We start from the raw sequence: 26,104 nt of genomic DNA, 5'->3' as shown, positions 1-26,104 counted from the left end.
TTTCTAGTAGTCTTCCAAGATGTCGCCGATTGGGTCACCAGAACCTGAAACAGTTCCACCACCGTTTCCACCTTTTTCTGAAAGGTTAAGGTAGATAAGAGCCATAGCAACACCGATAGCACCTAGGGCGATAAGTGTGAAGTCAGAAACAGCTGCAAATACGAAACCTAGTACGAAGAAAGGCCATACTTCGCTTGTAGCCATCATGTTGATAACCATAGCATAACCTACGGCAACAACCATACCACCACCAAGAGTCATACCATCTGCTAACCAGTCAGGAATAGCGTTCAACATACCTTGTACTGTTGAAGTTGGAAGAGCAAGAAGAAGTGCGATAGGAAGGGCAATACGGATACCTTGAAGAAGAAGTGCAAACATGTGAGCACGTTCAACAGCAGCAATATTACCTTTTGCAGCAGCAGCGTCAGCAGTGTGAACAACCGCAACTGAGATTGTACGAACAACCATAGTAAGAGCAAGACCTGCAACGGCAAGTGGGATAGCAACGGCAGTTGCAACACCAATACCTTTAGAAGTGAAGTCTCCACCTTTAACCATGATTACTGAAGCGGCAGTCGCTGCAAGAGCGATATCTGGTGCAACAGCGGCACCAATGTTAGCCCAACCAAGAGCGATCATTTGTAGAGAACCGCCAAGGATAATACCTGCAGTCAAGTGACCAGTTACAAGCCCAATCATTGTACAAGAAACAAGTGGTTGGTGCAATTGGAATTGGTCAAGGATACCATCGAGACCTGCAAAGAAGGCAACAACGATGACTAAGATAATAGAAATAACTGACATTATTCTAGTTCCTTTCGTTTATAAAAGTTTTCAATGTGCAATTGTAAGCCAGAAACCAAGGCTTACATGTTTTGGATAAAAACAGGAAAGTTTGATTCTCACGACAGGTGAAAGCCCTTTATAGAAACGCTTTCTTTTTTGCCCTGCCGAAAGCTCGATTCAAAAATTATTGAACGTTTGCTTTTTTGATTAGATCAAACAAGTCTTTTTTAGAATCATTAGGGACTTTACGAACATCGAATGTTACGCCAAGGTCACGTAATTTTTCAAATGTAGCAACGTCATCTTTGTCCATAGACAATACGTTGTTAACCATTGTTTTACCTGTTGAGTGAGCCATTGAACCAACGTTAAGTTCTTTAATTGGCACACCGCCTTCGATAGCTTCAAGAGCTTCTTGAGGTGTTTCAAACAAGATAAGTGCGTGTGTGTTACCAAAACGAGGGTCTTTAGAAGCTTCAATCAATTTCTTGATTGGAACTACGTTTGCTTTAACACCGTTTGGTGCTGCTTGTTTGATCAAGCCTTTACGCAATTCATCTTTAGATACAGTGTCAGATGCAACGATGATACGGTCAGCTTTAGAAGCTGGTGTCCAGTTTGTTGCAACTTGTCCGTGAAGAAGACGTGTGTCAATACGAGCGAGGTTGATTTTAAGTTTACCATCACCGATGACAGTTCCTTCAGGGATAGCACCTTGAGGAGCAGCTTGTGCGGCAGGCGCTGCAGCAGCTGTTTCAGCTGGGTTGAGTTCTTCAGGAAGTGCTTTAACACCGTCTTTAGACTCTTTAATGATATTTGCGGCAACTTGTTCAACACCTGCATTTGCGTCCATCATACGCTCAGTGTAGGCTTGGATAAGCATTGGCAAATTAAGACCTGTAATGATAGCCATCTTGCGGTCTGGATTTTCACCCATTACGCGACTAGCTTGGTTAAATGGAGAACCACTCCAAAGGTCAGCTAGTACGAGGATTTCATCATCAGCATCAAATTGTGCGATAGCATCGTTGAAGTGTGCATATAAATCATCAGGTCCTTCGCTTGGCATGAAAGTTACAACTTGAACTTTCTCTTGGTCACCAAAGATCATAGAACCTGATTGATGAATACCTTCAGCAAATTTACCATGGCTGGCAATAATAATACCGATACCCATTCTTGTTCTTCCTCCTTATGATTATTTTTCGTTGAAACAAAAAAGAATAATCTCCTTCCGGACAAGTCCGGCAATTCTTTTCCGTTCCAAGGAAATTTTAAGAACGATATTATTGTAAAACGTTTTCACAAAAAATGCAATAGCTTTTTGAGAAAAAATAACAGAAATCATGAAAAATTTTCAGAAACTCGCAAAATAAAGCGATTAAATTGTATAAAACACAAAATAATGTTCGGATAATACGCTATGATTGTTGTAAAATCTATGAAAATGTTTTGAAAACGATGAAAAAAAGAAAAAACTTCCTAAAAAGAAGTTTTTCAGAAATTTATAGAAAAATTTTCGCCAATTCTTTCGCAACACCGTCTTCTTCGTTGGTGAAGTCTGTTTGTTTGTCAGCAAATGGTAGGAGTACGTTGCTAGCATTTTTCATGGCGTAGCCTGTACCGGCGAAGGTCAACATTTCGGTATCGTTGTGTTCATCACCAAAGGCAATCAAGTCTTCTCGGCCCATATTTAGAGTTTTTAGTAAGTAATTGAGAGCATAAGCTTTGTTGATGCCCTTAGGTGAGAATTCTAAGATATTAAGCGGTCCTCCCCATGAATCAATTTCGATTTCGTGGTTGAAGTATTTGCGCATTTCATCGGCAAGAGCGTATTTATCTTCGTGATGAGTTTGCATCAAAAGACCATTTGGATTTTCGGTAATTTTTGTTACATCAAGTGTCATTTTATCGGTGATTTTATCGACACCAAAAAGTTGTGGATTGATGATGTCGTGATTATCGGCACTGATGAAGAATTTTTTACGGTATTCACTAGCGATAAAGTCTGCTTGGATACTTTTTTGGATGTCTAGGACATCAAGCAGGTATTGTTTATCGATAGTGACGCTGTGTTCAAAGTCCCATTGTTTTTCGGGAAGGTGTGTCAAGGAACCGTTAAAGGTAATCATAGGTGTCTCAAGTTGTAAGCGACGGTAGTGCTCAAGAGCCATACGGTATGGGCGACCTGTCGCAATAACGACCTTGTGACCTTTTTCTTGTATTTTTTTAATCGTATCAACAGTATAATCTGAGATGGTATTGTCACTGCGCAGCAGTGTACCATCCAAATCAAGAGCAATCATTTTTTTCTTTGTCATAGGTGTTATTATAACAAAAAAGAGTGGCAAAGAAAAAGAAAAGTAGGTATGATATAATGGTTTTAATAAAAAATGAGGTTACGCTAATGTATAAAATTTTTTGGAGTCATGTGTTTGCTTTAGGGATTATTTTAAGCATTACTTTCTTTCATGCAGACAGTAATGGGCTGATGAATGATGTGCTATTTTCATTGTTAACAGTGGAAATGGGATTTTTCTTTTTTTATTTTAAACACATTGTTCTACGAGTGGCAGCATTTGTCTTATGGTGTTTTTTCTACCCGAATAATTTAAATGTCTTGTTCAGTGTGGCAGATAGGTCATGGGCAACATCTGTTTTATGGTCAGCTGACGGGATGACATCATTTATGATTTATTTGGCAGTGCTAGTATTTTCATTGGTTGCAGGGACACTAAGTTTGCGAATGATTTTAAAACCTTTGAAGTTAAATCAGTATATTCAAGTATTCTTTGTGATGGGAGTAGCATTCTTTGCTAGCTTGCTTTTTCAGGTACTCCGAACATTAGGCATTACATGGAAAGTGATTATTAACCAACACTTAAATATCTTTAAAGAAGCGGCGAAAGCTTTATCGACGATTAACATGCCTTTTATTCTTGGGTTGATGGTCGTTCAAGTCATGATGTTTGTTGTTCTTGATAATGATTAGTAGAAAAATGGAGGCGAGTTATTCTCGTCTCCATTACTTGTTTTAAGGGGTAATTTTAGGGCTTTTTTGCTATAATAAGTCTTAAGAAAGGGGGAGAAAATATGGTTAAAAAGAATGTTTTGATTCACATCTTTTTTGGAATCATTTCGTTTGGCATTTATTACTACCATTTGCAAGGTCCAGATCTGGTATGGAACATGTTTCTGGCGCTGCTAGCTCTTGATTTTTCACTTCTTTCCTATTATACAAAACACAAAGTGATGAGATGGGTAAGTGGTCTCTTATGGTTGTTTTTCTATCCGAACACCTTTTATATGCTAACCGATATTGTTCATATGAATTTTACTAATTCGGTTTTATGGAATAAAACTAGCTTGATTCTGTACATGTTGTATGTGTCTAGTATTTTATTTGGGGTTCTATGTGGCATTGAAAGTGTGAAGAACATTGTGGTGACTTTTAAGTTGAAAAATTATTATATCCGAATGTTTTTTATCCTAATTCTATCTTTTGTTTCGAGTTTTGCGATTCATATTGGACGTTATGCAAGGCTAAATTCTTGGGATATTTTCACTAGACCCGGTCTAGTGATTGATGAAATCTTGAACGTGGTTAGCTGGAATGCTATTCATTTCGTGCTTGGTTTCACTTTTTTGCAGGTTTTATGTCTTATTTTTTTAGATCGTGAAAATTTTAAATAAAGTTATTGAAAACTGAACAATCTTTTGGTAAAATATATAAGTCGTTCGGAAATAGAAGAAAAAAGCGACTATTATTAACCTTATTAAAGGAGAAACCATTTAAAAATGGAAAAGTTTTTTAAACTTAAAGAACATGGTACAGATGTTCGTACAGAAGTAACTGCTGGTTTAACAACATTCTTTGCAATGTCATATGTATTGTTCGTTAACCCATCAATCCTTTCACAAGCTGGAATGCCTACACAAGGTGTGTTCCTTGCTACAATTATCGGTGCTGTTGTAGGTACATTGATGATGGCCTTCTACGCTAATCTTCCATATGCACAAGCACCAGGTATGGGACTTAACGCCTTTTTCACATATACAGTTGTCTTTTCATTGGGTTACTCTTGGCAAGAAGCTCTTGCGATGGTATTCATCTGCGGACTTATCTCACTTGTTATTACAGTAACTAAAGTTCGTAAATTGATTATTGAATCAATTCCAGCAGCATTGAAATCAGCTATTTCAGCTGGTATCGGTATTTTCCTTGCTTATGTTGGTATTAAAAATGCCGGCTTCTTGAAATTCTCTATCGATGCTGGTACTTATACGGTAGCTGGTACTGGAGCTGATAAAGGTCTTGCTTCAATTACAGCTAACGCATCAGCTACACCAGGATTGGTCGCTTTTAACAACCCAGGTGTTATTCTTGCATTGATTGGTCTTGCTATCTCAATCTTCTTTATCGTTAAAGGTATTCGTGGTGGTGTTATCCTTTCAATTGCTGCAACAACAGTTGTTGGTATTTTGATTGGTGTTGTTGATCTTGGTTCAGTTAACTGGGCTGCAACTAACTTGTCTGCTTCAATCAATGATTTGAAAGAAATCTTTGGTGTAGCTCTCGGTAGTCAAGGTCTTGGTTCATTGTTCTCAGATGCTTCACGTATTCCAGGTGTCTTGATGGCAATCCTTGCTTTCTCATTGACAGATATCTTTGATACAATCGGTACACTTGTTGGTACTGGTGAAAAAGTTGGTATCATTGCTTCAACTGGTGAAAACAAAGAGTCTAAAGCACTTGATCGTGCCCTTTATTCTGACTTAGTTGGTACTACACTAGGTGCCATCGCAGGTACTTCAAACGTTACAACTTACGTTGAATCTGCTGCAGGTATTGGTGCTGGTGGTCGTACTGGTTTGACTGCTCTTACAGTTGCCGTACTATTTGCTATCTCAAGCTTCTTTAGCCCACTTGTTTCAATCGTTCCTACTCAAGCAACAGCTCCAATTCTTATTATCGTTGGTGTTATGATGCTTTCAAATCTTAAAAACGTTAAATGGGACGATCTTGGCGAAGCAGTTCCAGCATTCTTCACATCAATCTTTATGGGATTCAGCTACAGCATTACTTACGGTATCGCTGCTGGATTCATCACTTACACATTAGTTAAAATTGTAAAAGGTCAAGCAAAAGAAGTTCACGCTGTTATGTGGGTTCTTGACTTCTTATTCATTCTTAATTTCGTTAGCTTGGCTATTTTATAAAAATATAGTTTTTGACAAAAAGCTGAAGGTATGTTCTCTCACCTTCGGCTTTTTTGTATGGTGAAAGTGGTAGAAAGCTTGTCATTAGTGAATTTAATAGCCTATTGGATAAAATCTACCGATGAAAAAACTGGCGAGACTTGGAAGGTAAGCAGAATTTTGATATAATGGACTCATGTTTTATAGTCATAATGAAGATGAGTTGATGGCTTATGGTTATCGACTCGGTCGAAAATTACAAGCAGGAGATGTTCTGGTCTTGACTGGAAATCTTGGTGCCGGTAAAACGACATTAACCAAAGGAATCGCAAAGGGCCTTGATATCGATCAGATGATTAAGAGCCCAACCTATACGATTGTTCGGGAATACGAGGGGCGTTTACCGCTCTATCATTTAGATGTTTACCGTATTGGAAATGACCCAGATTCTATTGATTTGGATGATTTCTTGTATGGTGATGGTGTTGCTGTCATCGAATGGGGTGAACTTTTAGAAGAAGATTTACTTGGCGATTATTTAGAAATCATTATCACTCCTTCAGGAGATGGTCGTGACATTGAGTTACAATCTAATGGCCCACGAAGTAAGGAGCTTTCGGAGGCTATAGAACGTGGCTGAACAAGAGGTAATTGTTGAAGAAGCCCAACTCTCTGATGCCAAAGCCTTGGTTGACTTGCTTAGTCAGGTTAGTCAAGAGACAGATTTTGTGGTTGCAGAAACGATTTTGTCACAAGAAGATATGAAGATTTTCTTGGAGCGACATCTTGAGTCTGTTAATGAAATTTGCTTGGTCGTAAGAGTTGGTAAAGAGTTGGCTGGTGTTTTAAATGTATCCAGCACTAGCTCACCACAAACTAATCATATCGGCGATATTTTCATTGCTGTGCAAGAAAAATACTGGGGATATGGTCTCGGTTCGCTTCTTATGGAAGTTGCTCTTGATTGGGCTTGCCACACGCCAGTGATTCGTCGTTTGGAGTTGACGGTTCAGGCTAGAAATAGCAGAGCTGTTCACCTTTATGAAAAGTTCGGTTTTAAGATTGAAGCTACTAAAGAACGTGGCGCAAAAACTAAAGATGGAGAATTTCTTGACGTCTACTTGATGAGTAGGTTGATAGACTAAAAGTAAACAAATGAAACTCGGAAAAAAAATTCTGCTTATGATAGCAGCAATCGTTGTGACAACAGTTGTTGCATTAGGTGTTTATATTACAAGTGCTTACAATTTCTCGACAAGTGAGCTCTCAAAAACGTTTAAGGATTACAAGACGTCTGGTTCAAGTAGCAACGCTATTAAACAGACAAAACCTTTCTCAATTCTCTTGATGGGGGTTGATACAGGGGACTCTGAACGTCATTCAACTTGGGAAGGTAACAGTGACTCAATGATTTTGGTAACTGTTAACCCTAAGACAAAGACGACAACAATGACAAGTCTTGAACGTGATATTCTTATTGAATTAACAGGTCCTGAAGATAATGATATGAATGGTGCTCAAGCTAAATTGAATGCTGCTTATGCTTCAGGTGGTGCTCAGATGGCTATCATGACCATCCAAGATTTGCTTGATATTAAGATTGATTACTACATGCAAATCAACATGCAAGGTTTGGTTGACTTAGTTAATGCCGTAGGTGGTATCACAGTCACAAATGATTTTGATTTCCCAATCTCAATTGAGGAAACAGAACCTGAATACACATCATCAATTGAACCAGGAACTCACAAGATTAATGGTGACCAAGCTTTGGTATACGCACGTATGCGTCATCAAGATCCAAAAGGTGACTATGGTCGTCAACAACGTCAACGTGAAGTTATCCAAAAAGTGCTTAAGAAAATCTTAGCTCTTGATAGTGTGTCATCTTACAAGAAAATTCTTTCTGCGGTAAGTAAGAACATGCAAACAAACGTTGAAATTTCATCAAGTACAATTCCAAGTCTTCTTGGTTATGCGGACTCTCTAAAAAATATTGAAACGTATCAGTTAGAGGGTGAAGGACAAACGATTAATGAAATTTCTTACCAAATCGTAAGTTCTGATCATTTGCTTGAAGTGCAAAACCGTATTAAGAAACAACTTGGTTTAGAAGAAAGCACAGAATTAAAAACAACAGCAGTTCTTTCTGAGAATCTTTACGGTACTTCATCTTATTATAGTAGTGATTACAGTAGCGATTATAGCAGTTATGATAGTGGCTATAGCACAGGTTATGACACTGGTTATAGTGATTATAGCAACGGTGGCTACAGTGATTACTCAACCGATACTTATTCACAAGATGCAAGTGCTTATGCATATTAACATAAAAAAGTCGACTATTTGGTCGGCTTTTCATTTTAGATTTGAGAGGCATACAAAAAGTACTGGAATTTTCCAGTACTTTTTGTTATTGTTCTAATTCTTGGTATTTTGAAAGTGTCGTTTTGATTTGTTCAAGTCGGCTATTGCTTTCTTGTTCAAATAAGCGACGTTTGTAGTCCAATTCTTGGCTAATGCTTTCAAGTTTTGGTAATTGTTGGTTGATATTATCAATCGCTTGGTTGATTTTAGTAATATCTGCAGCAATTTTGTCACTGATATCGTTAGCATCAGCGATATCGTCTTTAATCTCTTCGCGTTTTTGGTAAGCTTGGTAAGCTGTAAATCCAGCGCATCCAGCTAGGCCTAAGGCGATAAAAGAGCTTAATTTCATGCTTCTACCTCTTTAGCAATTTGCTCTGCTAATTTTCCAAGAGCTTCAAAATCTGGTTCGTGTTCTGTGAAGTTAAGTGAGAATTCGTCGTTAGCATAACGTGGAATGAGATGAACATGAGCGTGGAAAACGGTTTGTCCAGCGACTTCTTCGTTATTGTTGACGATGTTCATGCCAACAGCTCCAGTCGCTTTTTGAACAGCACGCGCAACTTTTGGCAAGCGCGCAAAGAGTTCTTGTGATGTTTCTTCTGACATAGCAAGGACGTTACGAACGTGTTCTTTCGGAATGAGGAGAGTGTGTCCTTTAGTCGTTTGTGAGATGTCTAAGAATGCTAAGACTTTATCGTCTTCATAAACTTTTGATGACGGAATGTCACCTGCGATAATTTTACAAAAGATGCAATTTTCCATTTGAATCACCTATAATCCTTTGATTTTGTTATAATTATTATATCAAAAAAATGTGGGTAGCTTATGTTAAAAATTGAAAATGTCACAGGTGGATACATTAATATCCCTGTTTTAAAAAATATTTCTTTTGAAGTTGGTGACGGTGAGTTGGTCGGCTTGATTGGGCTAAATGGTGCTGGGAAATCAACGACGATTAATGAAGTTATCGGACTTTTGACACCTTATCAAGGAAAGATTACGCTTGACGGCTTGACTTTGGCTGATAACCAAGCAGAGTATCGCAAAAAGATTGGCTTTATTCCTGAAACGCCAAGCTTGTATGAAGAGTTAACTTTACGTGAGCATTTAGAGACGGTTGCTATGGCTTATGACCTTGATTTTGATGAGGCGATGGCGCGTGCCAAGGAATTGCTAAAACTTTTCCGTTTGTCTGATAAGCTTGAGTGGTTCCCGATTAATTTTTCAAAGGGGATGAAGCAAAAGGTTATGATTGTCTGCGCCTTTATGATTGATCCTCATTTGTTTATCGTTGATGAGCCATTTTTGGGGCTAGATCCTTTGGCGATTTCTGATTTGACGGATTTGCTAGCGCAGGAAAAGTCAAAAGGTAAATCTATTTTGATGTCAACACACGTGCTAGATGCTGCTGAAAAAATGTGTGATCGATTTGTGATTTTGCATCATGGTCAAGTGCGTGCAATGGGAAATCTAGCTGAATTGCGTCAAGCTTTTGGAAAAGAAGATGCTAGTTTGAACGATATTTACATGGCTTTAACTAAAGAGGGATAGAAATGAAAGAAGTTTTTCGAAAACGACGCAGCCTCTTTTTAGGGCAATGTCTGAAATACTTGCGTTATGTCTTAAATGATCATTTTGTCTTGGTCTTGCTTTTCTTATCAGGCTTTTTGATGGTCCAATACGGTGAGTTATTAAAGCATTTTCCAAAGCAACATTGGTGGCTTGATGTCATTTTGGTCATTGTGACGCTTGCTCTTCTTAGTCTTGGTAAAATTGCAACTTATATTGAGGCACCAGATAAGCTATTTTATTTGCCAAAGGAAGAAGAAGTGGTGGCTTGGATTCACCAAGCTAGAGTTCGGTCTTTTGGTGTTTGGGCAGTGTTACAAACAGCTGTTTTCTTGTTGCTAGCACCTATTTTATTTAAATTAGGTTTCTCAGTTCCTGTTTTTGCGGTACTTTTGCTAATTTTACTTGGTATCAAGTGGGTGATTATGGCAAGAAAAGAAAAAGTCTTTTTTAGAAATGGTCATTTTTCTTGGGAAACTGCCATTACTTATGAAACCAAACGCCGTCAATCTATTTTGAAATTCTTTGCCCTCTTTACAACGGTTAAGGGAATTTCGGCAAGTGTCAAACGTCGTGTTTACTTAGATAAGATACTCGGTTTGGTTAAGAAACGTCACGATAAAACGTGGTCGAACCTTTATCTCAGGGCCTTTCTTCGTAGTTCTGATTATCTGGCTTTGACTTTGCGTCTGGTTTTATTAGGTGTTCTTGCTTTGTTATTTATTCCAAATCATCTGGTAGCAGCTGGACTTGCTTTAATTTTTAATTATCTTTTACTGTTTCAGTTGTTAGGACTTGCTCAACATTTTGAGTATCAATATTTAACACGCTTATACCCCATTTCAGAAACGCAGAAAATGGCGAATTTAAAGGCTTTACTACGAACTTTATCTTATATGATTTGCTTGCTTGATGTGTTATTATGTTTTTCTTTGAAGGCTGCAGGGCTTTTGATTTTGATTACTGTAATTGTTACAGAATGGTATCTTCCTTACAAAATTGCGAAGATGATTGACTAGGGGCTGTAAAACAAGTAAAATAAAAGTGAAGAAAAGTATTAACGTATTATATATGAAAGAAAAGGAGGGCAGACAGGTGACAACAGTATCAGATCAGGAATTGACAATGACCCCACTTCGAGGAAAAAGTGGGAAAGCCTTTATTGGTCAATATCCGAATGGTGAAAAAATCTTTATCAAGTTTAACACGACACCAATTTTACCAGCTCTTGCTAAAGAGCAGATTGCGCCACAATTGTTGTGGGTGCGTCGCACTGGTAATGGCGATACAATGAGTGCACAAGAATGGCTTGATGGAAGAATTTTGACTAAAGAGGATATGGGTAGTAAACAGATTGTCCATATTCTTTTGCGTTTACACAAGTCACGACCATTGGTTAACCAATTGTTGCAGTTAAACTATAAGATTGAAAATCCATATGATTTGTTGGTTGACTGGGAAAAAAATGCACCGTTGCAAATTCGTGAAAATACGTATTTGCAAGGTATTGTAAAAGAACTAAAACGTAGCTTACCAGAATTTCGTTCTGAAGTTGCGACCATTGTACATGGGGACATCAAACACAGTAACTGGGTTATCACAACAAGTGGTATGATTTACCTTGTTGACTGGGATTCAGTTCGTTTGACGGATCGAATGTACGATGTAGCCTTTCTTTTGAGTCACTACATTCCTTACACACGTTGGGGTGAGTGGTTGAATTATTATGGCTATAAAGACAATGAAAAAGTACGCAGTAAAGTTGCTTGGTACGGACAATTTTCATATCTATCACAGATTTTGAAATGTTTTGACAAACGTGATATGGAACACGTCAATCAAGAAATTTACGGCTTACGAAAATTTAGGGAGTTAGTTAGTAAAAAGAAATAATGCGAGTTAGAAAACGTAAGGGTGCTGAGGAGCACTTAGAAAATAACCCACACTATGTTATCTTAAATCCAGAAGAAGCAAAAGGACATTGGCGTGAAGTCTTTGGTAATGATAACCCAATCCACATCGAAGTTGGTTCAGGAAAAGGAGCATTCATTACAGGAATGGCTTTGCAAAATCCAGATATTAACTATATCGGAATTGACATTCAAGTATCAGTACTTAGCTACGCTTTGGATAAAGTTTTAGATAGTCAAGCACCAAATGTTCGTTTGTTGCTAGTTGATGGTTCTGATTTGACAAATTATTTTGCGGATGGCGAAATTGATTTGATGTATTTGAATTTCTCAGATCCATGGCCTAAGAAACGTCACGAAAAACGTCGTTTGACTTACAAAACATTCTTAGATACTTACCGTCAAATCTTACCTGAACACGGTGAAATCCACTTTAAAACTGATAACCGTGGCTTGTTCGAATACAGCTTGGCAAGCTTCTCACAATACGGCATGATTTTAAAACAAGTTTGGTTAGACTTACATGCTAGTGATTTTGAAGGAAATGTCATGACTGAATATGAAGAAAAATTCTCTAAAAAAGGTCAAGTCATTTATCGTGTGGAAGCACAGTTTCAGTGATTCGCTGATGTTATAAAAAGAAGTTAGTTTGCTAATCTTCTGTTGGAGAGGTACTTAGTGGATAGGCGTAAGAAATTCTTAGGCTTTTAGGGTTCGATTCCCTTCCTCTCCTTACACAATTGAATAGAAAAAGAAACGTCCTTTGATTTTTTAAACAAATCTGAATGTTTGGGGCGTTTTTTTGCTTCTTTAATGGTTTTAGCGATTAAATAAGAAAAAAGGGGATAAGATTATGAAAAGAAAAACTCACTGGAGTTAATGGCGGTATATCCTTATAAATCGTTATTTAGGTGATGCGGCAAGTGCCTAATGTGGGAAAACTTGCTTAGATTAGTGAGGCTGTATGCTTTTAGGTAAAATCAAAGAATTATTATATAAGTATCAAGGCTGGTTGACCTATCTTGGGGCTTTGGTGGCATTTAATTTGATGTTGAAGCTGGCTTATGATGAGATTGTTATTAATCATAAGAATCCTGTGGAACTACTCATTTCAATTATTATATTAGGTGTGAGTTTATTGTCATCTTATTTCAATCGAAGACGTCACATGTTATCCTACTTTATCCTTGAGAGTTCTGAGTATATCAATATGTATGCTCTTGATTTGAATTATCGTTTTATGGCTATCAATCGAAATGATATTCGTCTCATGCAAGAAATCTTTAAATTCACTCCAAAGATTGGTGACTGTCCGCTACGGCATTTAGATGCTGAAAGATCAGCAGAGCTAAAAGCTAATGTTGGTCGTGCTTTGAAGGGGGAGACCTTTACTTTCCTTGATACCATTGAGTATAAAGGTGAGACACTTTATTGGCAAAATATGTTTTCACCGATTTATAATCGTCGCAAGAAAATTATTGGCGCTTTTTCAATCGTTGTCGATGTCACCGAGCAGCGCAAACAAGAATTAGCAATGCAAAAGATGGCTTATGAGGATGTTTTAACTCAGGTCCATAACCGCCGTTATATCGAGCTTGCTTTTGACGAATGTGTTCTTAACAAGACTGAAGAGATTACGGTTATCATGTCTGATTTGAATAAATTTAAAGAGGCTAATGATACTTATGGTCATTCTTGTGGTGACCAGATATTGATTGAGTATGGTGAGATTTTAACTAAGGTAATGCCAGAAAATGCTGTAGTTGCACGGCTTGGTGGTGATGAATTTGCAGTTTTACTTCCGGGGGTTACGAAACAACAGGCAGATTTTTTGATCAATCTTGTTAAGATTGAGATGATGGTAAAAGATATGCCTGTAACGGCTTCGCTCGGTTCCTATACAGATTCTTATGAAGCCCATAAGACATTTGTTGATTTTTGTGCTTGTGCTGATGAGAGAATGTATCGTGATAAAAATCAGAAAGGATAAAGCTTATGATCTATCAAGATGTTGTTATTGTTATTCCTGCCTTTGAACCTGATCAACGCATGCTAGAATTGTTAAGAGATATTCGAGCGCGTGAAAGTAAGCCTTTTGAAATTGTCCTTGTTGATGATGGTAGTGGTCCTGCTTATGAAGCTTTGTTTACTGAAGCTAAGGAAAAATACGCTTGTCATTTATTGACTCACGCTGAAAATAAAGGTAAAGGGCGTGCTTTAAAAACAGCCATTTCTTACATTCTTGAGCATTTATCACAAGCTAAAGGGATTGTTACCATTGATTCTGATGGTCAGCACACCTATGAAGATACACTTAAATGTTTGGATGAATTTCTAAAATATCCAGATAGCTTGATACTTGGTGTGAGAAAATTTGAAAATTCTGTTCCGCTCCGCAGCCGATTTGGTAACCTTTTGACGCGTGATGTTTTGGATGCTTTTACGGGTATGAAAGTCTCTGATACACAAACAGGTCTTCGTGTTTTGCCGATGGCTTGGCTAAAAAGAATGCTTGACGTAGAAGGAGAACGTTATGAATTTGAGATGAACATGCTTTTAGCAGCTAAGGAAGATGGTATCCCAATTCGTGAAGTTGGTATTGCAACGATTTATCTCGATGAAAATCAATCATCACACTTTGATGTTATTCGAGATTCACTTCGCATTTATAAGGTATTCTTTAAGTATATTTTTTCATCACTTTTCTCATTCTTAGTGGATATTGTTGCTTTTACGATTTTGATTTCACTCTTTAATGGCTTAAGTCTTAGTGCTGTTACCCTTGCTTCGGTTTTGGCACGCGCCATTTCATCAGTGGTGAATTATTTCTTGAATCACAAGGTTGTTTTCAAGAAAGGTAAAGCCAGCAGCGCCATTAAGTACTTTATCCTTGTCATTGTGCAAATCATGGTATCAAGTCTTTTGGTAACCATAGTCGGAAATGCCTTGACAGCTGTTCCAATTTCAATCGTTAAAATTGTTGTCGATGGTTTGCTCTTCTTTGTGAGCTACTTTATTCAAAAACATTTAGTCTTTAGTGGAGGTGGAAATGAAGAAGCTTAAAAACTTACTATATATTGCCGCCTTTGCCACCACGGTCTTTTACTTGACTTGGCGTTTATTTGCGACGATTCCATGGCACGATTCTTGGTTTGCTTTGATTTTTGGGATTTTGTTATGGCTTAGTGAAGTGGTCTCAGCCATTACGGGATACATTCTTATTTTGAATAAGCAGAAGAACTTCGAGCTGAAAAAACCAGAGATTCCTTATGACCGTTATCCTGATGTTGATGTCCTGATTGCCACGCATAATGAAGATCCTGATTTACTTTACAAGACAATTAATGCCTGTACTTACTTAGATTATCCTGACAAATCAAAGGTTCGCATCTTTGTCTGTGATGATACCAATCGTCCAGCAGTTGCTAAAATCGCAGAAGAACTTGGTGTTGGTTATTTTGGTTTATCTGATAATAAAGATGCTAAATCAGGAAACTACAATAATGCGCTTAGTAAAACATCAGCTCCGCTTGTGGCAACTTTTGATGCGGATATGATTCCATACCGTGAATTTTTGATGGAAGCTGTGCCATATTTCATTGAGCAAGTTGAGGCTTATGAAAGAGGTGACAAGTATGACAAACCAAAAATTGGCTTGATTCAAACTCCACAAAGTTTTTACAATGCGGATATTTTCCAATACAATCTTTTCTCAGAAGAAACTTTGCCTAATGAACAAGATTTCTTTTCAAAAGAAATCAATGTTTTCAACAATGCGCGTGGTGCAGCGGTTTACACCGGTTCAAACACGGTTATTTTCCGCAAGGCTATTGAAGATGTTGGTGGTTTTCCGACAGATACTATCACTGAGGATTTTGAGCTTGGGGTTCGAATGAATGCGGCAGGTTATGTCAATTATTCAACGAAACGTCCAATGGCTAGTGGTTTAACACCGACAGACTTAAAGAGTGTTATCAAGCAGCGTGTTCGTTGGGGACGTGGGGTTATTAAGAGTAGTTATAACATGAACGTCTTCTTCAATAAAAACTTGACCAAGGGACAACGTTTGGTTTACATCAATGGTTATCTGTACTGGTGGTCATTCTTTAGACGTTTGCTGTACATTTTAGCTCCGATTTTGTACACGGTCTTTCATGTGCGTGTAGTAGTGTCAAATATTTGGTTGCTCTTCTTTTTCTGGTTACCAAGTTACGCTTTGACGCGTCTATCCATGCGGGAAGTTTCCAAAGAATATCGTACGCAAGTTTGGGGTGAAATTGTTGAAACGATTTTTGCACCGTATTTGGTCATTCCTTTGATGATGGAATCCTTTGGGATTAGTGAAAAGAAATTTAAGGTTACTCGAAAAGGAAATGATTCTTCATGGACTTTGTACTTGTATGCTATTCCTTATGCGATTTTATGGCTACTTGCTATGTATGGTTTGGTAACCTTTAACTATGGTAAATTTGGTTCAGAACTTTTCTATGGTAGTATCATTAGTTTCTGGCTCTTTTATCACATTGTTAACTTGACCTTTGCTATTTTCTGTGCGATTGGTCGTCCTCTTTATCGAGGCAGTGAACGTTTCCCTGTTGATGAACCGATGACTATCGAGGTTGATAATGATTCTTACCAAGTGAGGGTCTGTGATATTTCAGAAATAGGTATTTCCTTTAGTTCTAACTTGCCACTTTATTTGCCAAAAACGAAGGAAATAACACTTCACTTGCAATCACGCGATTATCGTGCGAGAGCTAAAGGACATGTGGTTCGTGTTGTGGTTGGTGAAAAATGCTGGCGCTACGGTGTGCAATTTACGGAAGTTAATCCAGCTGATATCCGTGAATTTTATCAATACATTTACGACCGTATCAATCACAATTTACCAACGCATAAGGATTCTTGGATGACAACTTGGGATGATTTGCTTGAAAACTTTAACCGACGTTTCCAAAGTAATGAACGTCCAGTTTCAGCATACGACCAAATTGCCTTACCAAAAGTGCGTCTAAATGAGGATGTTGAATACAACGGCACAAAACGTCAACTTAGAAAGACGAATTATTATTATATGACTTTTTCTGGGCAACTAGAAAACCCACGAAGAAAGCCGATTGTCGACTTTATCTATCATGACATGTTCTTTAAGCTTGCCTTTGTTTCTTATGACATTGATAGAGATGAGTCACTGTACCAAGTGGTGAATCTTCCAGCTCTAGAAAAATTACCTGTTTTTAAAGCTTTAGCAAATGAATGGAGGGAAAAAGTATGATAACGATTTTGAGATTACTTTTGTTCTTTGCTATTACCATGGGGTATGACGCCTTTTTCCGCAATGGGTTGAAGATGAATCGCCGTTTGACTTGGGTCTTTACTTTTGCATTTATTACCTTGGTCTTGCATCTTGGTAGTTTAGTTGGTGAGATGCATGAGACGGTTTATGTTTTATCTGCTATAGGCTGTCTATTAAGTCTTTACTATTTGTGGTCGGTTTGGAAGAAAAAGGTTAAGGTTCGTAGGTTGGATTACATCTCTATTGGCATGATTTTTTACCTGCTTTTATTTGGGATGACGCTTTGGAATTCTCCGATTCTACATTATGATAATTTCACCCACTGGGCGACTATCGTAAAATTCTTCCATATCAATAATGCTCTTCCGACACAGTATGATACGATTATCAGTTATTATACTTATCCTGTTGGTAGTTCACTCTTTATTTATTTCTTTACGACTATTGTTGGTTTTTCGGAAGGCAGTATGCTAGTTGGACAATTCTTCCTTATTGCTTCCTGTCTTTATGCTATGTTCGGAGCTTTGCGTGACGAACGTCGTGTCTTGATGGTTGCCATGGTATTTGCTTCATTTGCAGTCTTTAATACCTTTAATGTCGCCATTCGATTAAATAATTTGCTGGTTGATTTCTTGTTACCAGCACTTGCCTTGGCGGCTATAGCAGGTTGCTTTGCCTATCGCAATCGTTTTTGGATGATGTCGCTTCATACGGCAGTTGTTCTTGGACTGCTTAGCATTGTCAAAGTTAGCGGACTCTTCTTTGTTCTGTTAGCTTTGGTTGTTTATATTGCTTGTGTTGTACGTTTGTTGGTCCGTAAAAGAGCACGTCTAAAAGCGCTTATCATGATGGTGACAACTATTTTGGCAAGTTTCTTGCCGTTTATCATCTGGCAAAAACATGTGTCTAATAATTTTCCTAATGCAGCAAGTGCTAAACACGCGGTGTCAATGGCTGACTTGGGTAAAATCTTGACTGGTCATGTTTCAGGAGGGGTGCCAGAAAAAATCATCAAGCTCTTTATTAAATCAGTCTTTGATGTGACTAGTCTATCAACTCAAGGTATTATCATCATCAATGTGATTTTGTTAGTCGCCTTTATCATTCTTGGCATTCGTTTGAAACATAAAAAAGATGTTTTGTTGACCTGGCTTTTCATTGATATTTCCATTGTGACTTATTACATTAGTATTTTGTTGATGTATTTGACAGCTATGCCGACAGACGAGGCTCTACAATTAGCTGGTTTTGAACGCTATGCGTCAAGTATGGTTATCTTTGCTTTTGGTTACATGGTCATGGCGCTTGCTTGGGTAATGGATGAGTGCCTTTATGAGCAAATCCTCAGCAAGCGTAACGCCAAGTCTTATAAGACTTTGTTAAATAAACGGCTTTACCAATACGCAACGCTTGTATTAGCGATTTATGCGGTGGGAATGCTATTATCTGAAAACAACAGCATTGTCTTTAACAACAACCAAGAAACCAATAAAGTTTCTAAAGAGCTCCATAAATTAACAGGTAACAATATGGATTCGTCTAAAAAACGAATTCTTGTGGTAACAGCAGATAAAGAACATGTGGATAGTTTCTTTGTGCAATATGCTAGTCGTTACTATCTTTGGGATGTTAACGTTGATGCCAGGGAAAACTTTGTCCAAGCAGATAAGGAATTTCTTGAATTGATGAAGTCTTACAGTAACAACGCAACAAGTTATTACCTTTGGAATGAAAATATTGAAGCAAGGGATGATTTCACCTTTACGGATAAAGATTTTATTGCCATGCTAAAAACTTATGATGAGGTTGTTATTTTGGATGATCACTACACCTTCAATGCTTTGACGAAGAAACTTTTCGGACGTACTTATGCTCCAGGAGTTTACAAGACATCTGATATTCTTGCGGGAAAAGGATGATATTTCCCATTCTATCAAGCTTTTGACTTGTCAAAGACCTTAAATTATGTTACTATAATATAAAATAAGTAGAAGGAGGCGGAGTTTGTGACTTCGCCTCTTGTGTGTGCTTAAAGTCATTTTGCTGACGGATAAGCTTTTAACGCATGCTACTAATACCGTTGGTTTTACGACAAGTGAGCCAATGTGATGAACTTTCTATTTTGATATTGATAGAAGAAGGAGGGGATTCTTATCGCAAACGCAAATACAATCATTGAATTGGTTACAAAAGCAGTTGCGCCTGCTATTAAAGATCCGTTCGAATTGGTTGATGTTGAGTATGGAAAAATGGGCAGCGACTATGTCCTTAGTATCTTGATTGACAAACCAGGAGGGATCACCGTAAATGATACAGCTGATTTGACTGAAATCATTAGTCCTCTACTTGATGCCATCAAACCAGACCCATTCCCAGAACAATACATGTTGGAAGTGTCTAGCCCTGGTTTGGAGCGTCCATTGAAGACTAAAGAAGCTCTTGAAAAAGCTGTAGGTTCTTATGTCAATGTTAGTCTTTACAAAGCTATTGATAAAGTTAAGGTATTCCAAGGAGACCTTGTAGCTTTTGATGGTGAAACATTGACTATTGATTATTTGGACAAAACACGCAAGAAAACCGTTGAAATTCCATATTCAACAGTTGCAAAAGCGCGTTTGGCAGTGAAATTGTAGTCAAACTACTATAACAAACTACAATCTGATTTTACTTAGATATAAACGAAAGGATTACGTCCTGCTTAGCCATGCAGGGCAATGAAAAAAATGAGCAAAGAAATGCTAGAAGCCTTCCGTATTTTGGAAGAAGAAAAACACATTAACAAAGACGATATCATCGACGCTGTCAAAGAATCTTTGAAATCAGCTTATAAACGTCGTTATGGTCAATCTGAATCATGTGTTATTGAATTCGACGACAAAAAAGGTGACTTTAAAGTCTACACAGTTCGTGAAGTTGTTGAAGAAGTTTTTGATAGCCGTCTAGAAATCAGCTTGTCAGATGCATTGAAAATTAGCTCAGCTTACGAACTAGGTGACAAAATTCGTTTTGAAGAATCTGTTGCTGAATTTGGTCGTGTGGCTGCTCAATCAGCTAAACAAACAATCATGGAAAAAATGCGTCGTCAAATTCGTGAAGTGACTTACAACGAGTACAAACAACACGAAGGCGAAATCATGACTGGTACTGTTGAACGCTTCGACCAACGTTTCATCTATGTTAACCTTGGTTCTCTTGAAGCACAATTGTCACACCAAGACCAAATTCCTGGTGAAACATGGAAATCACACGACCGTATCGAAGTTTACGTTTACAAAGTTGAAAACAATCCAAAAGGTGTTAACGTCTTTGTAAGTCGTAGCCACCCTCAATTTATCAAACGTATCATGGAACAAGAAATTCCTGAAGTATTTGACGGAACTGTTGAAATCATGAGCGTTTCACGTGAGGCTGGAGATCGTACAAAAGTTGCTGTTCGTAGCCACAATCCAAACGTTGATGCTATCGGTACAATCGTTGGTCGTGGTGGAAGCAATATTAAGAAAGTTATCAGCAAATTCCATCCAAAACGTTATGATGCTAAAGCTGGTGTTGAAGTTCCTGTTGAAGAAAACATTGACGTTATCCAATGGGTTGAAGATCCAGCTGAATTCATCTACAACGCTATTGCACCAGCTGAAGTTGATATGGTTCTTTTTGACGAAGAAGATAGCAAACGTGCAACTGTTGTTGTTCCTGACAACAAATTATCACTTGCTATCGGTCGTCGTGGACAAAACGTTCGTTTGGCCGCACACTTGACTGGCTACCGTATCGACATCAAATCTGCTTCAGAATATGAAGCCCTCGAAGCTGAACGTGAAGCTAAAGCAGCTGAAGCACAAGAAGCACCAGCTGAGGAAGTTGTTGAATCTGCTGATACAGAAGTTGTAGCAAACGACGCAGAATAAGAAAGATAGAGGTGTTTCATGGCTAAAACACGTAAAATACCTTTAAGAAAATCAGTTGTTTCAGGTGAAGTGATTGATAAACGTGATTTACTTCGCATTGTTAAAAATAAGGAAGGCGAGATTTTTATCGATCCAACTGGTAAGCAAAACGGACGTGGCGCTTACATCAAACTTGATAATGCAGAAGCTCTTCAAGCCAAAGAAAAACGCGTCTTTAACCGTAGCTTTTCAATGGAAGTTCCTGAATCATTTTATGATGAATTGATTGCTTACGTAGATCACAAAGTCAAAAGAAGAGAGTTAGGTCTTGAATAACCACCAAAGATTGTCAAATTTAATTGGACTGGCACAGCGTGCAGGAAAAGTGATTTCTGGAGAAGAATTGGTCATTAAGGCCATCCAATCTGGCAAAGCAAAACTTGTTTTTCTGGCAAATGATGCTGGTGATAATTTGACAAAGAAAACAACTGATAAAAGTCATTATTACAAAGTAGAAGTCTCCACAGTGTTTAACACACTGGAATTAAGTGCTGCGCTTGGTAAACCACGTAAAGTGGTTGCCATAGCAGACGCTGGATTTTCAAAGAAAATGAGGACTCTTATGAACTAACAGAATAGGAGGACATCAATTGTCAAAGAAAAGATTATATGAAATCGCTAAAGAATTGGGCAAATCAAGCAAAGAAGTTGTTGACTATGCTCAAGAGCTAGGACTTGATGTGAAGAGCCATTCTTCTAGCGTTGACGAATCTGATGCCAAACGAATTGCGGCGAAATTCTCAGGAAATGCCAAACCAGCTGCGGCAAAAGCCAAAGTTGAAAAAGCAGCCGAGAAAACAGTTGCAGAAGCTCCTAAAGCAGCTCCTGCTAAACCTCAGAGCCGTAATTTTAAGGCAGAACGTGAAGCGCGTGCTAAAGCCGAAGCTGAAAAACGAGCTAAAGGTGGCGATAAAAAGCGCAATAACAATCAAGGACGCGACAATCGTTCTAATCGTGACAGACAAGAGAATGCCCAAAATAATCGCAAACAACGCGATCGCAATTCTCAAAATCATAATCGAAGAGATCAACAGCGTGATAATCACCAAAGAGATCAACGAAACGATCGCAATCAAGCAGCAAAACCACGTATCGATTTCAAGGCACGTGCAGCTGCATTGAAAGCAGAACAAAATGCTGAGTATTCTCGCCAAAGTGAAAATCGCATCCACGAAAAAGAAGCTGCTAAGCGTAAAGCAAAAGCAGCTAAAGAACAAGAGCACAAAGCTCGTGTGGAAGCTAAAACTAAGGCTGAAGAACACAAAGCAAAAGCAGCAAAACCTGCAGCGCCTGCCCCTAACCATGTGGTAGCAGAACAAGCAGCACCTGCTGTAGATAAACGTCGTAAGAAACAAGCTCGTCCTGAAAAATCACGTGATTATGAACGTGATAATGAAGATGGACCACGCAAGAATAGAAAAAACTGGAATAATCATAACCAAGTGAGAAATCAAAGAAATAGTAACTGGAATAATAACAAGAAAAACAAAAAAGGTAAACATAACAATCGTAACAACGCTCCAAAACCTGTAACAGAGCGTAAGTTCCACGAATTACCTAAAGAATTTGAATACACTGAAGGCATGACTGTTGCTGAAATCGCAAAACGTATCAAACGCGAACCAGCAGAGATCGTTAAGAAACTCTTCTTGATGGGTGTTATGGCCACTCAAAACCAATCCCTCGACAGCGATACAATCGAATTGTTGATGGTTGATTATGGTATTGAAGCACACAAAAAAGTCGAAGTTGACGAAGCTGATATTGAACGCTTCTTTGCTGACGAAGGCTACCTCAACCCAGACGAAATGGTTGAACGTGCTCCTGTCGTAACTATCATGGGACACGTTGACCACGGTAAAACAACCCTTCTTGATACCCTTCGTAATTCACGTGTCGCTACAGGCGAAGCTGGTGGTATCACTCAACACATCGGTGCTTACCAAATCGTTGAAAATGGTAAGAAAATCACCTTCCTTGATACACCAGGTCACGCGGCCTTTACATCAATGCGTGCACGTGGTGCCTCAATCACAGATATCACTATCTTGATTGTTGCCGCTGATGACGGTGTTATGCCTCAAACAGTCGAAGCCATTAACCACTCTAAAGCTGCTGGTGTCCCAATCATCGTTGCCATCAACAAGATTGATAAACCAGGTGCTAACCCAGAACGTGTTATCGGTGAATTGGCAGAACACGGAATCATCTCAACTGCTTGGGGTGGTGACTGTGAATTCGTTGAAATTTCAGCCAAATTTGGTAAAAACATTGATGAATTGCTAGAAACAGTTCTTCTTGTTGCTGAAATGGAAGAATTGAAAGCTGACCCAACAGTTCGCGCTATCGGTACTGTTATCGAGGCTCGTCTTGATAAAGGTAAAGGACCTGTGGCAACCCTTCTTGTCCAACAAGGTACTCTTCATGTTCAAGACCCAATCGTTGTTGGTAACACATTCGGTCGTGTTCGTGCCATGGTTAATGACCTTGGACGCCGTGTTAAAGTGGCAGAACCATCAACACCAGTATCAATCACTGGTTTGAACGATGTGCCTATGGCAGGTGACCACTTCGCGGTTTACGAAGATGAAAAAGCTGCGCGTGCAGCCGGTGAAGAACGTGCTAAACGTGCTTTGATGAAACAACGTCAAGTCACTCAACGTGTTAGCCTTGAAAACCTCTTTGATACCCTTAAAGCAGGTGAAGTTAAGACTGTTAACGTCATCATCAAAGCCGACGTACAAGGTTCTGTTGAAGCCCTAGCAGCCTCACTTCTTAAAATTGATGTTGAAGGTGTTAAAGTCTCAGTTGTTCACTCAGCCGTAGGTGCTATCAACGAATCAGACGTTACGCTTGCTGAAGCATCAAATGCCTTCATCATTGGATTTAACGTCCGTCCTACACCACAAGCTCGCGAACAAGCAGAAGCTGATGAAGTAGATATTCGTCTTCACTCAATCATCTACAAAGTTATCGAAGAAGTTGAAGATGCTATGAAAGGTATGCTTGACCCTGAATACAAAGAAAAAATCATCGGTGAAGCTCTTATCCGTGAAACATTCAAAGTATCTAAAGTTGGTACAATCGGTGGATTCATGGTTACAAATGGTAAAATTACGCGTGATGCTAGCGCACGTGTCATCCGTGACGGTGTCGTTATCTTCGACGGTAAACTTGCCAGCCTTAAACACTTCAAAGATGACGTTAAAGAAATCGGAAACGGCCAAGAAGGTGGTTTGATGATTGAAAACTACAACGATATCAAAGTTGATGACGTTATCGAAGCTTACGTTATGGAAGAAATTAAACGTTAATTCCCATTGAGACTGAAGTCTCTAATGGGAATACGGCAAGCACTATGGTGCCTTGCCTAAACATTACAGTTATAAATGAATAAAAGCTAGGCTTGCTTAGCCTAGCTTTTTCAAAAAGATTAGAAAGGAAATGATTATGGCTAATCATCGTGTTGATCGTGTTGGTATGGAAATCAAACGCGAAGTCAATGAAATTTTACACAAAAAAGTTCGTGACCCACGTGTTCAAGATGTGACAATTACTGATGTTCAAATGCTTGGAGACCTTTCAATGGCTAAAGTGTATTACACAATACACTCTGAACTTGCATCAGATAACCAAAAAGCTCAAATTGGTCTTGAAAAAGCTAAAGGTACAATCAAACGCGAACTCGGTCGCAACTTGACAATGTACAAAATTCCAGATTTGACATTCATCAAAGATGAATCAATCGAATACGGAAATAAAATCGATCAAATGCTTCGTGATTTGGAAGCTAAAAAATAAATTTTAGTTAACTAGAATTTTATATGAGAAAGGTCTGCCACTTGGCAGGCCTTTTTTTGGTGTGATATAATGAAAGTGTTTTAGTGAGGAATATTGAGAAGATGAAAATTACGGTTTATTTGGGGTCAAGTTTTGGGAATGACCCGATTTATAAGGAAAATATCATTGAATTAGGTCATTGGTTAGCCAAACAGAAGCATCAATTAATCTATGGTGGCAGTAAGGATGGTCTAATGGGCGTTTTGGCAGATACGGTTTTAGCTGATGGCGGAGAGGTTTATGGCATTATTCCGCTTGATTTTAAAAAGCGTGAAAAAGCTCATTTGCATTTAACAGAGCTAACTTTGGTGGCTGATATGGATGAGCGTAAGCGACTCTTAATGGATAATGGGGAGCTTTTTTTGGCTTTTCCAGGTGGTCCCGGAACCCTTGAGGAAATTGTCCAAGCTTTTTCTTGGGCACGCATTGGGCTCCATCATAAACCGTGTCTTTTTCTTAATTTGAATGGTTATTATAACCCTCTCAAAGACCTTTTTGACCAAATGGTGACTACGGGATTTTTGAGACAAGAAGACCGCGATAAGGCCATTTTTGTAGATGATTTAAAGGCTCTGCAAAAATTTGTAAAAGCTTATCAAAGTGAGGAAAATGATGGATCTCAAAGTTTTATTTGCAAGTGATAAAGAGTTGATGGCGATTTTAACCATAATAGCTGAGCTTGAGCTGCCAGATGCTTGGCTAGCTGCGGGGACACTTCGTAATTACGTTTGGAATGCCTTATCAGGAAAGCCGGGTTTGTCGGATGCAAGTGACATTGATGTTGTTTTTTTTGACCCTGAGACAACTTATGAGAAGACTCAAGTTATTCAAGAACAGCTTCAAGCGGCTTACCCTAGTTATCAATGGGAAGTCAAAAATCAGGTCTTTATGCATGGTCACAGTCCGCACACAGCCCCTTATCAAAATGCTAGAGATGCTATCAGTAAATATCCAGAACGCTGTACAGCTATAGCAGCACGTTTAAAAGATGGGGATTTGGAGTTATTTTTGCCTTATGGCGATGATGATATTGTTAATTTTGTCGTCCAACCCACTCCACATTTTTTAGCTGATAAAGAACGTATGACAGTTTACCATGACCGCTTGAAAAAGAAAGATTGGCAAAAGAAATGGCCGCGCTTGCAAATTCTAGCGTAAAGAACTAGAATGAAGGTGTAAAGTCT

General features: G+C 38.5%; 27 protein-coding genes and 1 tRNA gene. 23 read left to right on the top strand and 5 right to left on the bottom strand.

All coding sequences use genetic code 11. From position 1 onward, the window contains the following. Positions 1 to 3: 3 nt before the first annotated feature. The 3 genes from SFC32_RS05165 to SFC32_RS05155 form a co-directional block, all read right to left on the bottom strand. A complete protein-coding gene (locus SFC32_RS05165) occupies positions 4 to 807 on the bottom strand; it encodes a PTS mannose/fructose/sorbose transporter subunit IIC (protein WP_411049348.1) in 804 nt (267 codons plus the stop codon). Positions 808 to 973: 166 nt separating this feature from the next. After that, positions 974 to 1,966 carry a PTS sugar transporter subunit IIB gene (locus SFC32_RS05160; protein ID WP_074561342.1) on the bottom strand — a complete coding sequence of 331 codons (993 nt, stop codon included), beginning with the start codon at positions 1,964 to 1,966 and terminating at the stop codon, positions 974 to 976. A 328-nt stretch (positions 1,967 to 2,294) separates the two neighbouring features. After that, on the bottom strand, positions 2,295 to 3,110 hold the full coding sequence (locus SFC32_RS05155) for an HAD family hydrolase (RefSeq protein ID WP_411049349.1): 816 nt from the start codon (positions 3,108 to 3,110) through the stop codon (positions 2,295 to 2,297). A gap of 86 nt (positions 3,111 to 3,196) precedes the next feature. On the opposite strand from SFC32_RS05155, the gene SFC32_RS05150 reads away from it, so the two are divergent. The 6 genes from SFC32_RS05150 to brpA all read left to right on the top strand — a co-directional run bounded on the left by SFC32_RS05150 (position 3,197) and on the right by brpA (position 8,316). Continuing rightward, entirely contained in the window at positions 3,197 to 3,781 is a 585-nt protein-coding gene (locus tag SFC32_RS05150; protein ID WP_411049350.1) for a hypothetical protein, read from the top strand. Between the two features lie 101 nt (positions 3,782 to 3,882). Next, on the top strand, positions 3,883 to 4,482 hold the full coding sequence (locus SFC32_RS05145; RefSeq protein WP_074626755.1) for a DUF1361 domain-containing protein: 600 nt from the start codon (positions 3,883 to 3,885) through the stop codon (positions 4,480 to 4,482). A gap of 105 nt (positions 4,483 to 4,587) precedes the next feature. Continuing rightward, on the top strand, positions 4,588 to 6,009 hold the full coding sequence (locus SFC32_RS05140; protein WP_074603728.1) for an NCS2 family permease: 1,422 nt from the start codon (positions 4,588 to 4,590) through the stop codon (positions 6,007 to 6,009). A 175-nt stretch (positions 6,010 to 6,184) separates the two neighbouring features. Beyond that, the gene (tsaE, locus tag SFC32_RS05135) at positions 6,185 to 6,628 is read left to right on the top strand and encodes a tRNA (adenosine(37)-N6)-threonylcarbamoyltransferase complex ATPase subunit type 1 TsaE (RefSeq protein ID WP_074561333.1); all 444 of its coding nucleotides are present in this window, start codon (positions 6,185 to 6,187) and stop codon (positions 6,626 to 6,628) included. Then, complete coding sequence (locus tag SFC32_RS05130) at positions 6,621 to 7,133, top strand: GNAT family N-acetyltransferase (protein ID WP_074561332.1); 513 nt, start codon at positions 6,621 to 6,623, stop codon at positions 7,131 to 7,133. The genes tsaE and SFC32_RS05130 overlap by 8 nt, the downstream gene beginning before the upstream one ends. Before the next feature lie 10 nt (positions 7,134 to 7,143). Next, the gene (gene brpA / locus SFC32_RS05125) at positions 7,144 to 8,316 is read left to right on the top strand and encodes a biofilm formation/cell division transcriptional regulator BrpA (RefSeq protein WP_074870026.1); all 1,173 of its coding nucleotides are present in this window, start codon (positions 7,144 to 7,146) and stop codon (positions 8,314 to 8,316) included. A gap of 85 nt (positions 8,317 to 8,401) precedes the next feature. On the opposite strand, the gene SFC32_RS05120 is transcribed toward brpA, so the two are convergent. Then, the gene (locus tag SFC32_RS05120) at positions 8,402 to 8,707 is read right to left on the bottom strand and encodes a hypothetical protein (protein WP_074603720.1); all 306 of its coding nucleotides are present in this window, start codon (positions 8,705 to 8,707) and stop codon (positions 8,402 to 8,404) included. Further along, complete coding sequence (locus SFC32_RS05115) at positions 8,704 to 9,120, bottom strand: HIT family protein (protein ID WP_411049351.1); 417 nt, start codon at positions 9,118 to 9,120, stop codon at positions 8,704 to 8,706. The genes SFC32_RS05120 and SFC32_RS05115 overlap by 4 nt, the downstream gene beginning before the upstream one ends. A gap of 63 nt (positions 9,121 to 9,183) precedes the next feature. Here SFC32_RS05115 and SFC32_RS05110 point away from each other — a divergent pair, with 63 nt between their 5' ends. The 17 genes from SFC32_RS05110 to SFC32_RS05030 all read left to right on the top strand — a co-directional run bounded on the left by SFC32_RS05110 (position 9,184) and on the right by SFC32_RS05030 (position 26,078). Then, complete coding sequence (locus SFC32_RS05110) at positions 9,184 to 9,909, top strand: ABC transporter ATP-binding protein (protein WP_411049352.1); 726 nt, start codon at positions 9,184 to 9,186, stop codon at positions 9,907 to 9,909. A gap of 2 nt (positions 9,910 to 9,911) precedes the next feature. Continuing rightward, positions 9,912 to 10,946, top strand: a complete 1,035-nt coding sequence (locus tag SFC32_RS05105) for an ABC transporter permease (RefSeq protein WP_411049353.1) — start codon at positions 9,912 to 9,914, stop codon at positions 10,944 to 10,946. Between the two features lie 76 nt (positions 10,947 to 11,022). Further along, positions 11,023 to 11,820 (top strand): cell cycle regulator CcrZ, encoded by a 798-nt coding sequence (gene ccrZ / locus SFC32_RS05100; protein WP_374220336.1) that lies wholly within the window; start codon positions 11,023 to 11,025, stop codon positions 11,818 to 11,820. Beyond that, positions 11,820 to 12,458 (top strand): tRNA (guanosine(46)-N7)-methyltransferase TrmB, encoded by a 639-nt coding sequence (trmB, locus tag SFC32_RS05095; protein ID WP_039695961.1) that lies wholly within the window; start codon positions 11,820 to 11,822, stop codon positions 12,456 to 12,458. The genes ccrZ and trmB overlap by 1 nt, the downstream gene beginning before the upstream one ends. Positions 12,459 to 12,502: 44 nt before the next feature. Next, a tRNA-OTHER gene (locus tag SFC32_RS05090) sits at positions 12,503 to 12,570 on the top strand. Positions 12,571 to 12,801: 231 nt separating this feature from the next. Next, positions 12,802 to 13,827, top strand: coding sequence for a diguanylate cyclase domain-containing protein (locus tag SFC32_RS05085; RefSeq protein ID WP_411049354.1), 1,026 nt, complete (start codon positions 12,802 to 12,804; stop codon positions 13,825 to 13,827). Between the two features lie 5 nt (positions 13,828 to 13,832). Continuing rightward, the gene (locus SFC32_RS05080) at positions 13,833 to 14,900 is read left to right on the top strand and encodes a bifunctional glycosyltransferase family 2/GtrA family protein (protein ID WP_074965440.1); all 1,068 of its coding nucleotides are present in this window, start codon (positions 13,833 to 13,835) and stop codon (positions 14,898 to 14,900) included. Next, complete coding sequence (locus SFC32_RS05075; protein WP_411049355.1) at positions 14,887 to 17,112, top strand: glycosyltransferase family 2 protein; 2,226 nt, start codon at positions 14,887 to 14,889, stop codon at positions 17,110 to 17,112. Before SFC32_RS05080 ends, SFC32_RS05075 begins: the two co-directional genes overlap by 14 nt. Further along, complete coding sequence (locus SFC32_RS05070) at positions 17,109 to 19,052, top strand: hypothetical protein (protein WP_411049356.1); 1,944 nt, start codon at positions 17,109 to 17,111, stop codon at positions 19,050 to 19,052. Before SFC32_RS05075 ends, SFC32_RS05070 begins: the two co-directional genes overlap by 4 nt. A 252-nt stretch (positions 19,053 to 19,304) precedes the next feature. Then, positions 19,305 to 19,766 (top strand): ribosome maturation factor RimP, encoded by a 462-nt coding sequence (gene rimP / locus SFC32_RS05065; RefSeq protein ID WP_039695938.1) that lies wholly within the window; start codon positions 19,305 to 19,307, stop codon positions 19,764 to 19,766. Positions 19,767 to 19,856: 90 nt separating this feature from the next. Continuing rightward, a complete protein-coding gene (gene nusA, locus SFC32_RS05060) occupies positions 19,857 to 21,041 on the top strand; it encodes a transcription termination factor NusA (RefSeq protein ID WP_039695996.1) in 1,185 nt (394 codons plus the stop codon). Positions 21,042 to 21,059: 18 nt separating this feature from the next. Then, positions 21,060 to 21,356 carry an RNase P modulator RnpM gene (gene rnpM / locus SFC32_RS05055; protein WP_006531117.1) on the top strand — a complete coding sequence of 99 codons (297 nt, stop codon included), beginning with the start codon at positions 21,060 to 21,062 and terminating at the stop codon, positions 21,354 to 21,356. Beyond that, the gene (locus tag SFC32_RS05050; RefSeq protein ID WP_006531118.1) at positions 21,349 to 21,651 is read left to right on the top strand and encodes a YlxQ-related RNA-binding protein; all 303 of its coding nucleotides are present in this window, start codon (positions 21,349 to 21,351) and stop codon (positions 21,649 to 21,651) included. Before rnpM ends, SFC32_RS05050 begins: the two co-directional genes overlap by 8 nt. A gap of 19 nt (positions 21,652 to 21,670) precedes the next feature. Then, positions 21,671 to 24,394 (top strand): translation initiation factor IF-2, encoded by a 2,724-nt coding sequence (gene infB / locus SFC32_RS05045; RefSeq protein WP_411049357.1) that lies wholly within the window; start codon positions 21,671 to 21,673, stop codon positions 24,392 to 24,394. Positions 24,395 to 24,530: 136 nt separating this feature from the next. Beyond that, positions 24,531 to 24,881, top strand: coding sequence for a 30S ribosome-binding factor RbfA (gene rbfA / locus SFC32_RS05040; protein ID WP_003067449.1), 351 nt, complete (start codon positions 24,531 to 24,533; stop codon positions 24,879 to 24,881). 101 nt (positions 24,882 to 24,982) lie between these two features. After that, on the top strand, positions 24,983 to 25,561 hold the full coding sequence (locus tag SFC32_RS05035; protein WP_411049358.1) for a TIGR00730 family Rossman fold protein: 579 nt from the start codon (positions 24,983 to 24,985) through the stop codon (positions 25,559 to 25,561). Then, complete coding sequence (locus tag SFC32_RS05030) at positions 25,533 to 26,078, top strand: nucleotidyltransferase family protein (RefSeq protein ID WP_411049359.1); 546 nt, start codon at positions 25,533 to 25,535, stop codon at positions 26,076 to 26,078. The genes SFC32_RS05035 and SFC32_RS05030 overlap by 29 nt, the downstream gene beginning before the upstream one ends. Positions 26,079 to 26,104: the final 26 nt, after the last annotated feature.

This window comes from Streptococcus sp. TATVAM-FAB8, from assembly GCF_046592795.1.
GTDB classification, from domain to species: domain Bacteria; phylum Bacillota; class Bacilli; order Lactobacillales; family Streptococcaceae; genus Streptococcus; species Streptococcus ruminicola.
This window is presented reverse-complemented; position numbering and strand designations above follow the sequence as displayed.